The 14,186-nt window shown below is 65.5% G+C and carries 8 protein-coding genes; 5 read left to right on the forward strand and 3 right to left on the reverse strand.

Annotated features, from left to right (window positions below):
* Positions 1-78: 78 nt before the first annotated feature.
* Both IEX64_RS05525 and choW read right to left on the reverse strand, forming a co-directional pair.
* A complete protein-coding gene (locus IEX64_RS05525; RefSeq protein ID WP_188818683.1) occupies positions 79-1,329 on the reverse strand; it encodes a quaternary amine ABC transporter ATP-binding protein in 1,251 nt (416 codons plus the stop codon).
* Entirely contained in the window at positions 1,329-3,119 is a 1,791-nt protein-coding gene (gene choW, locus IEX64_RS05530) for a choline ABC transporter permease subunit (protein WP_188818684.1), read from the reverse strand. Before choW ends, IEX64_RS05525 begins: the two co-directional genes overlap by 1 nt.
* A 177-nt stretch (positions 3,120-3,296) precedes the next feature.
* Here choW and betB point away from each other — a divergent pair, with 177 nt between their 5' ends.
* The 5 genes from betB to IEX64_RS05555 all read left to right on the forward strand — a co-directional run bounded on the left by betB (position 3,297) and on the right by IEX64_RS05555 (position 13,080).
* A complete protein-coding gene (gene betB / locus IEX64_RS05535; protein ID WP_268238439.1) occupies positions 3,297-5,327 on the forward strand; it encodes a betaine-aldehyde dehydrogenase in 2,031 nt (676 codons plus the stop codon).
* Between the two features lie 24 nt (positions 5,328-5,351).
* Positions 5,352-7,010: a choline dehydrogenase gene (gene betA, locus IEX64_RS05540; RefSeq protein ID WP_188818686.1), complete on the forward strand. Its 1,659-nt coding sequence runs from the start codon at positions 5,352-5,354 to the stop codon at positions 7,008-7,010.
* Between the two features lie 265 nt (positions 7,011-7,275).
* Positions 7,276-8,442, forward strand: coding sequence for an efflux RND transporter periplasmic adaptor subunit (locus IEX64_RS05545; RefSeq protein WP_229710083.1), 1,167 nt, complete (start codon positions 7,276-7,278; stop codon positions 8,440-8,442).
* Between the two features lie 7 nt (positions 8,443-8,449).
* Entirely contained in the window at positions 8,450-11,650 is a 3,201-nt protein-coding gene (locus tag IEX64_RS05550; protein WP_188818687.1) for an efflux RND transporter permease subunit, read from the forward strand.
* Positions 11,647-13,080, forward strand: coding sequence for an efflux transporter outer membrane subunit (locus tag IEX64_RS05555; protein ID WP_188818688.1), 1,434 nt, complete (start codon positions 11,647-11,649; stop codon positions 13,078-13,080). Before IEX64_RS05550 ends, IEX64_RS05555 begins: the two co-directional genes overlap by 4 nt.
* Here the strand turns inward: IEX64_RS05555 and IEX64_RS05560 are convergent.
* A complete protein-coding gene (locus IEX64_RS05560; protein ID WP_229710084.1) occupies positions 13,071-14,114 on the reverse strand; it encodes an NAD(P)H-dependent amine dehydrogenase family protein in 1,044 nt (347 codons plus the stop codon). The genes IEX64_RS05555 and IEX64_RS05560 overlap by 10 nt on opposite strands.
* Between the last annotated feature and the right edge of the window lie 72 nt (positions 14,115-14,186).

The raw sequence follows: 14,186 nt of genomic DNA on the forward strand, positions 1-14,186 counted from the left end.
TCCCGTTTTGATGGGATGTACGCTGCTTTCCAGTTGGCGTCGGCCTGTGCGTTTGTCGTCTGGCCCGCGCGGCACGGTTCATTCAGGCGGCGCCTGAGCCGGTTCTTTGCCGGCCTGCCCGTCCGCATCCCCGGAATCATCGTCGGTAGGCCCGGTCTCGCTCAGGCGCTCGAGGATTTCCTGCCCGCTGGTGACCCCGGCCAATTCGCCGTCGCGGGTCAGCAGCACCGGATTGTCGGTCTGCGCGGCGATACGCATCAGCGTGCGGACCGGGGTGGTGGAGGGAACCTGCACGACTCCGTCAGGGTAGTCCTCCTGCCCTTCCGGCTCGGCGATATCGGTGACGGGCATCCATTCATCATCGAGCGCGACCCGGTCGCCTTCCAGGCGGTAGCGGCCTGCCTCGTCCAGCAGCAGCGCACCGTTTTCGGTGGAGAGGTCTTCTACCGCATGCATCACCGTATCTCCGGTCATGACATGCAGCGGGTTCATATGCTCGAGGAAGCTGGTCACATAGGGGGTCGCGGGGTTGGTCAGGATATCCTGCCGGGAACCGCTCTGGACGATCCGCCCCCCTTCCAGAAGCGTGATCTGGTCGCCGATCTTGAAAGCCTCGTCGAGGTCGTGACTGACGAACAGGATCGTCTTCTGCACCGCCCGTTGCAGGTCCAGCAGGTCGTCCTGCAGCTTGGCGCGAATGAGCGGGTCGAGCGCCGAGAACGGCTCATCCATCAGCAGGATATCGGCATCGGTGGCAAAGGCGCGCGCCAGACCGACGCGCTGCTGCATGCCGCCCGAAAGCTCGCTGGCGTAGCTGTCGCCCCAGTCGCCCAGACCGACAAGTTCAAGCTGCTCGTCCACCTTGCGGTCGACATCGGCCTTGCTTTCACCGCGCAGTTCGAGGCCCAGCCCCACGTTTTCGCGCACGGTGCGCCAGGGGAGCAATGCAAACTGCTGAAACACCATGGCGACGCGGTGGCGGCGCACGTCGCGCAGGACGGCAGGATCGCGCTCGGCCAGGTCGAGCACGCCGTCCTCGGTATGGATCAGCACCTGCCCGCGCGTCACTTCGTTGAGACCGTTGGCCGCGCGCAGCAGAGTCGACTTACCCGACCCCGAGAGGCCCATAAGCACCGAAATTTGCCCGCGCTCCACCGAGAGGCTGGCGCCGTGCACGCCCAGCACCACGTCGGTCCGGTTGCAGATCTCGCTTCGGTCGAGCCCCTGCCCGGCCAGTTCGATGGCACGGTCCAGACCGGCCTGCCGCTTGCGCCCGCGCCCCTGGCCGAAGAAGATATCGACGTCGCGGAATTCGATCGCCACGCTCATCAGACGTCTCCCTTGCTGTCGCGCCGCGTCACGCGGTCGAGAATGATCGCCAGCAGCACGATGGCGAAGCCGGCTTCGAAGCCCATGCCCACCTGCACGGTATTGAGCGCGCGCACCACCGGAACGCCGAGCCCGCCGGCGCCGACCAGCGCGGCGATGACCACCATCGACAGACTGAGCATGATGCACTGGGTAATGCCCGCCAGGATCGATTCCGCCGCCGAGGGCAGTTCGACCTTGAAGAGAAGCTGCCGCCTGGTGGCGCCGAAGGCTTCACCAGCCTCGATCAGCGGCCGCGGCACCGATGCGATGCCGAGCTGAGTCAGGCGGATCGGCGCGGGCAGCGAGAAAATGATCGTCGAGATCAGCCCCGGAACGACGCCCAGACCAAAGATCACCAGCGTCGGGATCAGATAGACGAAAGTGGGCAGCGTCTGCATGAGGTCGAGTACCGAGCGCAGGTATTCATAGGCACGTGGCCGATGTCCCGCCCAGATGCCTATAGGCACCCCGATCACAGTCGCGGTCGCCGCCGCGAAGACGACCAGCGCCAGCGTCTCGATCGTGGCCGCCCAGTACCCCTGGTTGATGATGAAAAGCAGCGCCAGCGGCACGAAGACCGTCAGCCCGACGGAGCGGCGCAGGAACCACGTCAGCACCGTGGCGAGCGCAACGAAAACCAGCGGCGGGATCGTCTGCATGCCCTTTGTCAGACCCGTCACACCGGTGCTGACCGCGCGTGAAATGATATCGAGAATTCCGCCGTTGGCCTTGGTCCACTCGACGATATCGGTCATCCACTGACCGACCGGGATCTTGTGCCGCGTTACGATGCTTCCGGTCGCAGCAGGCGCGAAGTCGTCGCTCAGGGCCTGCACCGCCGGCGCGCCGTCGATGGTGGTGACGCCGTCCAGCCATGTCTGCAGGCGCTCGGGGTGCTCCGCGAGCCAGTCTTGCGCCGTGCGTTCGGCATCGCCGTTCGCCATGACCCCGGCCATGAGCGCGTTTTCGTCATCCACGGTAAAGGCGAGGTTTTCGAGCAGCTTCCCCACGTTCGGGCATTGCTGCAGGTATCCCTTACGCACGGTCGTATAGACTTTGGCACCGCCGAAGTTCGGCCCGAAAACGTCATCTCCGCCGGAGAGATACGCCATGTTGAAGCGCGTATTCATCGGGTGCGGCTGCCAGCCGAGGAAGACGATCGGGCGCTGTTCCTTCACGGCGCGCTCGACTTGCGCCAGCATGCCCTGTTCGCTGCTTTCCACCAGCGTGAAATCGCCGAGACCGAACTCGTTCTCGGCGATCATCTTGAGCACGTGGGCATTGCCGTCGTTGCCCGGTTCGATGCCGTAGATCTTGTGATTGAGGGGCCCCGCGAACTTGGATATGTCCGCGAAGTCGGTCAGCCCCTCGTCGTGGAGATACTTCGGCACGGCGAGGGTATAACGCGCATTGCCCAGATTGATGCGCACCCGCTCGATCGAGCCGTCATCGAGATAGGGCTTGATCGCGCTGTCCTGCGCCGGGATCCAGTTGCCCAGAAAGACGTCGATATCCTTTCGTGCCATGCCGTTGAAGGTGACCGGGATCGACAGCACCCGCACTTCGGGATCGTAGCCGAGCCCGCGCAGGACACGCGCGAGCATACCAGTCGTCGCGGTCACGTCGGTCCAGCCGACATCCGCGAGGTGGACGGTCTTGCAGGATGGCGGATCGCTTGCCGCATGTGCCGGCGCCGCTCCCAGAAACAGGAGCAATGCCATCATCAAGTGCTTTGCGATCCGACCCATGGATTCCCTTTTCCGCGATTTCTGCTGGCGGGCTTGGCACCCCGAGGACTTGGTGAGGGCCCTATTGAACGAATGATCAATCAGGGTTCAAGGCCTTATTCCTTACCTCTTGCGCAATCATGAGGTTTGGGGCTAGCCGGACGCCATTACGATTGAACAGCGATTCAAAGGTGCGTCTTGACCGTAACGTCCGCTACATCGGGCCAGCCGTCAAGGCTTGACGGCCGCGGCCTCCAGCTGATCGAGATGACCATCGACAGCCTTGCCGAAGCCGGTTTTGCAGGCACAACACTGGCCGGGATCGCCGGGCGCGCGGGCGTTTCCTCCGGGCTCGTCGCGCATTACTTCAAGGACAAGAACGGCCTGCTGGAAGCCACCTTCCGCGCTCTGGCCTTCCGTCATGCCGAGGCCGTCCGCATGCGCATGCTGAATGCCGAGACGCCGCGCGAGCGGGTGCAGGCGGTGATCGACGGCAGCCTCTCGCGCGAGGAAATCGACGCCCGCACCTGCACGGCATGGCTGGCCTTCTGGGGACAGGCATTGCGGCACCCCGCCCTTTGCCGGGTCCAACGGGCCTATCAGAGCCGGATGATCTCCAACCTCACACATGCACTGCGTGCCTTCCATTCGCGCGAAGAGGCCCGCAAGACGGCAGCCGTGATCGCCGCGATGATCGACGGTGCGTGGCTACGCGGGGCGCTGTCGAATTGGGCGGAGATCGATCCGGAATCCCTGCGCGAGATGCTGACCCGTGTGGTCGACGACTCGCTCGCCCGCGGCACCGTCGCCCCGCAAAAAGCGCCTGCGCGTGTGCGTCCGGTAAACCCGGCGACGGGCGAGACCATTGCCGAAATCCCCGTGACGACCGCCCCGGAAATCGACCGCATGGTAGAGAAGGCCAAGGCGGGACAGGCCGAATGGGCGGCTCTGAGCGGCACCGAGCGCGGCCGGGTCCTGCGCCGCACCAGCGACATCCTGCGCGACCGCAACGACGCGCTTGCCGAGATCGAGACGCGCAACACCGGCAAGCCGGTGATGGAAACGAAAGCGGTCGACATCATCTCGGGCGCGGACTGTCTCGAATACTACGGCGGCGTCGCGGCCACGGTCGCGGGGCAGTTCCTCGACCTCGGCGCGGCGGCCTTCGGCTACACCCGGCGCGAGCCGCTCGGCATCTGTGCGGGCATCGGCGCGTGGAACTATCCGATGCAGATAGCCTGCTGGAAGGCCGCCCCTGCCCTCGCCTGCGGCAATGCACTGATCTTCAAGCCCGCCGAGCAGACGCCGATGACCGCCATCGAACTGGAAGCGATCTTCCGCGAGGCCGGCCTTCCCGAAGGCGTGTTCCAGGTGGCGCAAGGCTATGGCGAGACTGGCCGCGCGCTGATTTCGCATCCGGACATCGCCAAGGTCTCGCTCACCGGCTCGGTCCCCACCGGCAAGCTCGTGATGGGCGAGGCCGCGCGCGGGCTCAAGCCGACTACACTGGAACTCGGCGGCAAGTCCCCATTGATCGTGTTCGAGGATGCCGATCTCGACAATGCCGTGAGCGGCGCGATGATGGCGAACTTCTATTCGACCGGGCAGGTCTGCTCGAACGGCACGCGCGTCTTCGTTCAGCGCAGCGTGCTCAAGGCCTTCATGGACAAGCTGACCGCCCGCACTGCCAAGCTGCGGATCGGCGATCCCTTCGATCCCGAAACGCAGATCGGTCCGCTGGTGAGCGCAACGCAGCGCGATCTGGTGATGGGCCACATCGACCGGGCGAAGCGCGAAGGCGTGAAGCTGGTCATGGGCGGAAAGCGGCTGACCGGCGGGACCTACGATCACGGCTTCTATGTCGAACCGACGATCTTCCAGGCGGAAGACGACTGCGCCGCCATCGTCCGCGACGAGGTGTTCGGCCCGGTCATGCTGGTCCTGCCGTTTGACAGCGAGGACGAAGTGATCGCCCGGGCCAATGCCACCGAGTTCGGCCTGGCCGCTGGTGTCTTCACCCGCGACCTGATGCGCGCGCATGGCGTGATAGCCGCGCTGCAGGCCGGAACTTGCTGGATCAACGACTACAACGTGACCCCCATCGAGCTGCCCTTCGGCGGCTACAAGCAATCCGGTATCGGCCGCGAGAACGGGCTGGCGGCAATCGAGCACTACACCCGGATCAAGAGCGTCTATGTCGCCAAGGGGGACGTCGATGCGCCCTACTGACCGCACTGCACGCGGAGACCGGCGATGAGCGCCGCATTCGACTACGTGATCGTGGGCGCAGGATCCGCAGGCTGCGTACTGGCCGACCGCCTGAGTGCAGATGGAAAGACCAGCGTGCTGGTGCTGGAGTTCGGCGGGTCTGACCGCTCGGTCTTCATCCAGATGCCGAGCGCGCTCTCGATCCCGATGAACAGCGCGAAGTACGACTGGCGCTATTATTCCGAGCCCGAAGAGCATCTGGGCGGGCGCCGCATGCACACGCCGCGCGGCAAGGTGCTGGGCGGCTCCTCTTCTATCAACGGCATGGTCTATGTCCGCGGCAATCCGATGGACTTCGAAGGCTGGCAGAAACAGGGCGCGGCGGGCTGGGACTATGCGCATGTCCTCCCCTACTTCCGCCGGGCCGAAACGCGCGCCGAGGGCGGCGATGCCTATCGCGGCGACGAGGGCCCGCTGCATACGCAGTATGGCCGGCTGAAGAACCCGCTCTACTGGGCCTTCGTCGAGGCCGCGCGTCAAGCCGGCTACCCCGTGACCGACGACTACAACGCCGCGCAGCAGGAAGGCTTCGGCCGGATGGACATGACCGTCCACAAGGGCCGCCGATGGAGCACCGCCAACGCCTATCTCAAGCCGGCGATGAAGCGCCCCAACCTCAAGGTGGAAACGCACGCGCTGGCCGAGCGCATTCTCTTCGAAGGCCGCCGCGCCGTCGGGGTGCGCTACGACCGGGGCGGCAAGCGGCATGAAGTGCGGGCACGCCGCGAAGTGATCGTCGCGAGCGGACCGATCAATTCTCCCGCGCTGCTCAAGCGCTCGGGCCTCGGCCCGGCTGCCGAACTGCAGGCCCACGGGATCGAGGTACTGCACGACCTGCCCGGCGTGGGCGAGAATCTGCAGGACCACCTCGAGTTCTATCTGCAGATGGAATGCCCGCAGCCGATCACGCTCTATTCGGCGATGAACCCGCTCGCCAAGGCGCTCATCGGCGCGCGCTGGCTGGCCTTCAGGGACGGGCTCGGCGCCACCAACCACTTCGAGAGCTGCGGCTTCATCCGCTCGCGCGCCGGAGTGCCCTACCCCGACATCCAGTACCATTTCCTGCCGCTCGCGGTCGCCTACGACGGATCGAGCATGGCCGATCGGCATGGCTATCAGGCGCATGTCGGCCCCATGCGCTCCAAAAGCCGGGGCAATGTCACCCTGCGCTCGGCCGATCCGCACGAAGCGCCCGCGATCCGCTTCAACTACATGAGCCATCCCGACGACTGGGCTGAAATGCGCGCCTGCGTGCGCCTGACCCGCGAGATCTTCGCGCAGGATGCGCTCAAGCCGTACACCGGCAAGGAGATCCAACCGGGCGCCGATGTCGTGACCGACGAACAGATCGACACCTTCCTCGCGCGGAAGGTGGAGAGTGCCTACCACCCCTCGTGCACCTGCAGGATGGGTGCAAACGGCGACCCGATGGCCGTGCTCGACCCCGAACTGCGGGTGCGCGGGCTTGAAGGTCTGCGCGTCGTCGACAGCTCGGCCATGCCCGCCATCACCACCGGCAACCTGAACGCGCCGACCATCATGCTCGCCGAGAAAGGTGCCGATCACATTCTGGGACGCGGCATGCTGTCGCCTTCCGACCTGCCGTTCGTCCGCGCGGAGAACTGGCAGAGCGAACAACGCTGAAGCCCTTGCGGGTCGCCGATGCGCACCCTGTGCGCATCGCCTCAAGGCCACAGCCGCGGGCGCCCCGGGCACTTGTTGCCCGGGGCGTTTTTCGTAGCCGATGGACCGCAACTGGCGGTTGTGCGAGGGTAATTGATAATTGGTCGCAAAATGTCGCAAGTGCGAAATGCACGCTTGCAGACAGGGCAAAATCTATCAATAGAGCCCGCACGTCTTCAAAAAGGTGTACTAATTGGTTTACCTCTTGCCCCCAAAGCTTCCCCTGGTGAAGCACGCAAGTCTGACGCTCGGCCTGCTGGCCCTGACGGCTCTTGGCGGTTGCTCGAACGAGCCCCAGGGCGCTGGCGGACGCCCGACGGCAACCGTCGGCTACATCGTCGCAACACCCAGCACAGTGCCGCTTCCCGCCACGCTGAGCGGGCGAACGGTAGCCTATGAGACATCGCAGGTACGCCCGCAGGTAACGGGGGTAATCCGCAAGCGGTACTTTACGCAGGGCAGCTATGTGCGTGCCGGCCAGCCGCTGTTCCAGATCGACCCCAGCCTTTACGAAGCAGCTGTCAATCAGGCCAGGGCCAACCTCGCCAGCGCCAGGGCCACCGCCGATGCTGCAAGCGCGAAGGCAGAGCGCTTCAAGCCGCTCGCCGAAATGGAAGCCATTGCCAAGCAGGACTATACCGACGCTCTGGCCGAGGCCCGTGTCGCCAAGGCCACCGTGCAGCAAATGGCCGCGACGCTCGACACGGCGAAGATCAATCTGCGCTTCACGACCGTGCCCGCACCGATCAGCGGCCGCATCGGTCGCTCGCTGGCGACCGTAGGCGCGCTGGCGAGCGCGAGCCAGGCTGACCCGCTGGCGCTGATCCAGCGCACCGATCCGATCTATGTCGACATGCAGCAGTCCGCTGCCGAGCTGACGTCGCTGCGCCGCAAGCTGGCGGCCGGTGGCGTGAAGCCCGGCGACACGACCGTGCACCTCAAGATGGACGACGGCTCGCAATACGAACTGCCCGGCACCGTAGAGTTCTCCGAAGTCACGGTAGACCAAGACACCGGCACGGTGACACTGCGCGCCCGCTTCCCCAACCCCGACGGACTGCTGCTCCCCGGCATGTTCGTGACCGCGGTGTTCGATCAGGCGACCGATCCCAACGCCATTCTCGTTCCGCCCACGTCCGTCCAGCGCGACTTCGACGGCAGCGCCTATGTCATGGTCGTCGACAAGGACAACAAAGCGGCGCGCCGCAAGGTCACGGCCGACCGGACCTATGAAGACAGTTCCGTCGTCACGGCGGGTCTTAAGAAGGGCGACAAGGTCATCGTACAGGGCCTGAACGGGCTGCGTCAGGGCACCGAGGTGAAGCCGACGCCGGCCTCGACCCCGCAGAAGATCGCGCCGCCGCAGGCTGCCGGCTCCGGCAAGGGCGCCTGAGCCCGGCATGTCGCGTATCTTCATCGATCGGCCCATCTTCGCATGGGTCCTTGCCATCGTCGTGATGCTCGCCGGTATCGGTGCGCTCGAGTTCCTGCCGAACGAGCAGTACCCGGACATTGCCCCCACGCAGGTCAATATCCGCGCGACCTATCCCGGCGCCTCGGCCGAAACGATCGAAAACAGCGTCACCCAGATCATCGAGCAGCAGCTTACCGGCATCGACGGTCTGCTCTACTTCAGCTCGCAGTCGACCAACCGTGGCCAGGCGACGATCAGCGCGGTCTTCACCAAGGGCACCGATCCGGACATCGCGCAAGTGCAGGTCCAGAACAAGGTGCAGTCGGCGATCTCGCGCCTGCCGCAGTCGGTGCAGAACCAGGGCGTGCGCGTCACCAAATCGAACCCCGACCAGCTTCTGCTCGTCGCGGTCTACGACGGCACGGATACACGATCGAACCAGGACGTTTCGGACTACCTGAGCTCGAACATCCAGGACCCGCTCTCGCGCGTCGAGGGCGTAGGCGAAGTCAACGTGTTCGGCGCGCCGCACGCGATGCGTATCTGGCTCAACCCGAACAAGCTGGCCGCCGTGGCACTGATGCCGAGCGACGTGATCTCAGCCATTCAGGCCCAGAACACCGAAGTCGCCGCCGGCGAATTGGGCGGCCTGCCCGCTCCCGGAGACCAGCCGATCAACGCCATCGTCACCGCCGGGTCACGCATGCAGACGGCCGACGAGTTCCGCAGCATCGTGCTCAAGACCAACTCGGACGGATCGGTGGTGACTGTCGGCGATGTCGCCAGAGTCGAGATCGGCGCCGAGAACTACAGCGCCATCAGCCGCTTCAATGGCCACCCAGGGGCCGGCGTCTCGGTTTCGCTCTCTCCCGGCGCCGACGCCCTGGCGACGGCCGAGGCGGTCAAGGCCAAGATGGAGGAACTCTCCACCACCATGCCGGACGGGCTCGAATTCACCTACGGCAGCGACTCCACCGATTTCATCAAGCTCTCGGTTTCCGAAGTCGAAAAGGCGCTGTTCGAGGCCATCGTCCTGGTCGTGATCGTGATGTTTGTCTTCCTGCAGAGCTGGCGGGCAACGCTGATCCCGGCCATCGCGGTTCCGGTCGTGCTGCTGGGTACGTTCGCCATCCTCTATGTCATGGGATTCTCGGTCAACACGCTGACGCTGTTCGGACTGGTGCTGGCCATCGGCCTGCTGGTCGACGATGCCATCGTGGTCGTCGAAAACGTGGAGCGCCTGCTGGAAGAGAACCCCGGCATGTCGGCGCGCGAAGCAACGATCAAGTCGATGGAGGAAATCCAGGTCGCACTGATCGCGATCGCACTTGTGCTCTCGGCCGTGTTCCTGCCGATGGCATTCTTCGGCGGATCGACGGGCGTGATCTACCGCCAGTTCTCGCTGACGATCATCTCGGCGATGGTCCTTTCGGTGCTGGTCGCGCTGATCCTTAGCCCCGCCCTCACCGCTTCGCTGCTCAAGCCCAAGACGCCGGATGAAGAGAAGGTGCCGTCCTTCCTCGAACGCCGCCTGCCATGGCTCGCGCGCGGGTGGGAGAAGTTTCACACCGGCTTCAACAGCACATTCGAACGCGGCACGGGTGCCTATGTGCGCGGGATCGAACATATCGTTGCGCGCAAATGGCGCTGGCTCGGTATCTTCGCGGTGATCTGCGCGGGCACACTCTACCTGTTCGAGCGCCTGCCCACCGGCTTCCTGCCCAACGAGGACCAGGGGCTGGTCATGGTGCAATGGCGCCTGCCTGCAGGCACCCCGCGTGAGCAGACCGAGGAAGTGCAGCAAGAGATCGAGAAGTATTTCGTGAACCACGAGAAGGACAACGTCTCGGGCATGTTCACGATCTCTGGCGCGGGCTTCGGCGCCAGCGGCCAGAACACCGGCCAGGCCTTCATCCGGCTCAAGGACTGGGAAGAGCGTACCGATCCGGGCGATTCCGCCGACGCCATCGTGCAACGCGCCATGGGGGCCTTCCAGAACTTCCGCAACGCGCAGGTCTTCGCCCTCGTCCCCGGCGCGATCCGCGGTCTGGGCACATCGTCCGGCTTCGAAATGCAGCTCCAGAACCGCACCGGCATGAGCCGCGAAGAGTTCGAGGAAGCGCGCGACAAGCTGCTCGCGCAGGCCATGCAGAGCGATCAGCTTACCGGCGTGCGCCTGAGCGACCTTCCCGATGTATCGACCCTCAAGATCGATACCGACACCCGTGCGCTCACCGCCTTCGGCCTTCGCGCCAGTGACGTGAATGCCACGCTGTCGACCGCGTGGGGCGGCACTTACGTCAACGACTTCATCGACAAGGGGCGCGTGAAGCGCGTCTATGTACAGGGCGACGCACCGTTCCGCGCCAAGCCGGAAGACCTGTCGCAGTGGTTCGTGCGCGGCACCGGCGGACAGATGGCCCCCTTCTCCGCCTTCTCGAACGTAAGCTGGTCGACCGCGCCCAGCTCGACCTCGCGCTTCAACGCGCTTCCCGCCTACGAATTCTCGGGCAGCGCGGCGCCGGGCGTCAGCTCGGGCACCGCCATGAACGTGATGGAGGATCTGGCCACCCAGATTCCGGGCGTCAGCGTCGCCTGGTCGGGTTCCTCCTATCAGGAGCGGCTCTCGTCCGGGCAAGCACCGGCGCTCTATGCGCTCTCGCTGCTCGTCGTGTTCCTCTGCCTCGCCGCGCTTTACGAGAGCTGGTCGATCCCGATCGCGGTCATCCTCGTGATCCCGCTCGGCCTGCTCGGCGCCATCGCATTCGTGACGCTGCGCGGGCTGCAGAACGACGTCTATCTGCAGATCGGCCTGCTCACCACGATGGGCCTCGCCGCCAAGAACGCGATCCTGATGATCGAATTCGCCGAGCAGGCAGAACGGCAAGGCAAGCGCGTGATCGACGCCGCGCTTGAAGCCGCACGCATCCGTCTGCGCCCGATCCTGATGACCAGCTTCGCTTTCATCTTCGGCGTGTTGCCGCTGGCGCTTGCCACCGGCGCGGGTGCCAACAGCCGTATCGCCATCGGCACCGCCGTGGCTGGCGGCATGCTGACCGCAACGGTGCTCGCGATCTTCTACATCCCGCTGTTCTTCGTGCTCGTCCGGCGTAGCGTGCGCGACGGTGTCGCCGCTGCAAAGCAGCGTCTGCGCGACCGCAGCCAGGCTTCGGGAGACGCGGCATGAGGCAGAAGATGATCCTGCGACTGACGGCGGGCCTGCTTCCCGCCATCGCCCTCGGCGCCTGCTCGATGGCACCGAAGTACATGGCTCCTGCCCCGCCGGTCCCCGCGTCCTGGCCCGTGGGCGATACTTATTCGGCGCAAAGCGAAGCGGCCCTTCCGCAAGTCTCCTATACCGAGATCTTCCGCGATCCCCGACTGCAGGCGCTGGTCCAACAGGCGCTCGTCAACAACCGCGACATTCGCACCGCTGCCGCCAATGTCGCAGCAGCGCGCGCGCAGATCCGCGTCGTGCGGTCCAACCAGTTCCCCGCCGTCGATGTCACCGCGTCCGAGACCCGCATGGACCGGGGCGGCGGCGCTGTCGCTTTCGGCAACCTGTGGACCTCGCAGGTGCAGGCGGGCGTTTCCAGCTTCGAGCTCGACCTGTTCGGCAAGCTGGCCAACGCCACGGCCGCCCAGCGCGACCGGGCCCTGTCCACCGAAGCGGCAGCGCGCACGGTGCGCCTTGGCCTCGTTGCCGATCTGGCGCTGGCCTGGGCGACTTATGCTGCCGACAAGGACCTGCTGGCGATTGCCGAGTCCACCGTCGCCAATGCGCAGGACAGCGTTCGTCTCACTGAGGCCCGCCTGAAGGGAGGGATCGCGCCGCGCAGCGACGTGAGCCAGGCCCGGCAGATCCTCGAAACGGCAAACGGCGACGTCGCCGCGCAGAAGACGGCACTGGCGCAGGACGTGAATGCGATCCGGTTGCTGGTGGGCGCCGAATTCGACCGTGCGCTGCTGCCTGAGGGCATCCAGCAGGTGAACGACGGATTGGCGGCACTACCGGCAGGCACCAGCTCGAACGTTCTGCTGCGGCGGCCCGATGTGGTGTCTGCGGAATACGACCTTCGCGCCGCGAATGCGGATATCGGGGTCGCGCGGGCGGAGCTGTTCCCGTCGATCTCGCTGACCGGACTGCTCGGTTTTGCCAGCGATTCCCTGTCGTCTCTGTTCGACAGCGCTTCCTTCTCGAACACCCTCGGCGCCGATGCGAGCTGGTCGATCTTCAACGCGGGCGGCCGTTCCGCCAATGTGAACGTGGCGAAGGCGCAGCGCGATGCGGCACTCGCGACCTACGAAAAGGCGATCCAGACCGCCTTTCGCGAAGTCTCCGACGCGCTGGCCGATCAGGGCACGCTTGCCGAGCGGCTACGCGCGGCCAAGGCCAATACCGATGCCGCGCAAGACACCGCCCGCCTGACCGAGGCGACCTACAAGCAGGGTATCGCCAGCTCGCTCGACAATCTCGACGCGCAGCGCAGCCTCTACACCGCACGCCGCAGCGAAGTGGCTGTGCGCCTGCAGGCCGCCGCCAATCGCATCACGCTCTATCGTGTGCTCGGCGGCGACCAGGCCACGCCAGCTGAGGGCACCGCGGCTCAGGAATAGAGCGGAATGATCTGCCCGAGCTCCACGGTCGTGCGGATGCCGGGCTCGGCTGCGCAGACCGCCGGGATCGCGTTGATCGGACGGTGCGCGGTCAGGCCCGGCGTGTAGGCGGCATAGTCTTCTTCGGAGACCGGGAAGGTAATGTCGACCTTCACCGGCGTGTCGCCTTCGGTGGTGATGCGCCACCCGGATTCGCGCAGGTCCCATTCGTGCTCGATCTCGGTGGTGACGTACCAGTTGGCCCGGAAGCGCAGCACCGGCCGGCCCTTGTGCTTGCAGGTGATCGTCGTGCGCATGGCGCCGACCGTGCCCGCAGGAACCTTGCCCGCCGCGATATGGAGATCGCCCGTCGTCGCCGAGAGTTCACCGAACGCCTCGATCTCGTCCGCAGGCAGACCGATGGCTTCGGCCACCTGCGACAGCGAGCTGCCGAAATCGCCCTTGAGATGCTCGGCGCGGCGCTGGTCGAACGGAGCCATCGGCGCGGCAAAGCCCATGATCTGGAAGAGCATGTCGGGCGAGTTGCGGCTCGAGACGTCGGCATATTCGTCGATCGTCAGCAACCCGTGTTCACGCTGCAGCGACAGCAGCGGAATCGCCAGAGCCTCGGTCACGAAGCCCGGGCTGGATCCGGTGGAATAGATCGAGGTGCCCCCCTTGGCGCAGGCCTCCTCGATCCGGGCGCGCTTGGCCGCGTCCATCATCGGCGGATAGTGGAAGTCGCCGCGGGTCGTGACGACGTTCTTGCCCGAAGCCAGCAGCGCGCAGAGCGCGTCGTAGTCGGTGCCCTGCGGCATGAAGAGCACGCAGTCGGCATCGAGCGCGACGATCTCGTCGACCGAATTGGTCGCCTTGATGCCGGTCTCGGCCAGGCCGCACAGCTCGCCGGCGTCCTTGCCGACTTTGTCGGGCGAACTGACCCACAGACCGGCCAGTTCCATGCGCGGGTGTTCGATCACCATGCGCAGCGCGCGGCTTCCGACATTGCCCGTGGCCCACTGCACGACGCGCCAGGTCTTGCCTTCCGGCATCATAGTCTCTCCCATCAATTGAACGCTTAGCGCCGCCCCGGAACATTCCGGAGCGGCGCCGCCGTGATCGCATTA

It is taken from the genome of Novosphingobium indicum (assembly GCF_014645195.1).
Lineage (GTDB): Bacteria > Pseudomonadota > Alphaproteobacteria > Sphingomonadales > Sphingomonadaceae > Novosphingobium > Novosphingobium indicum.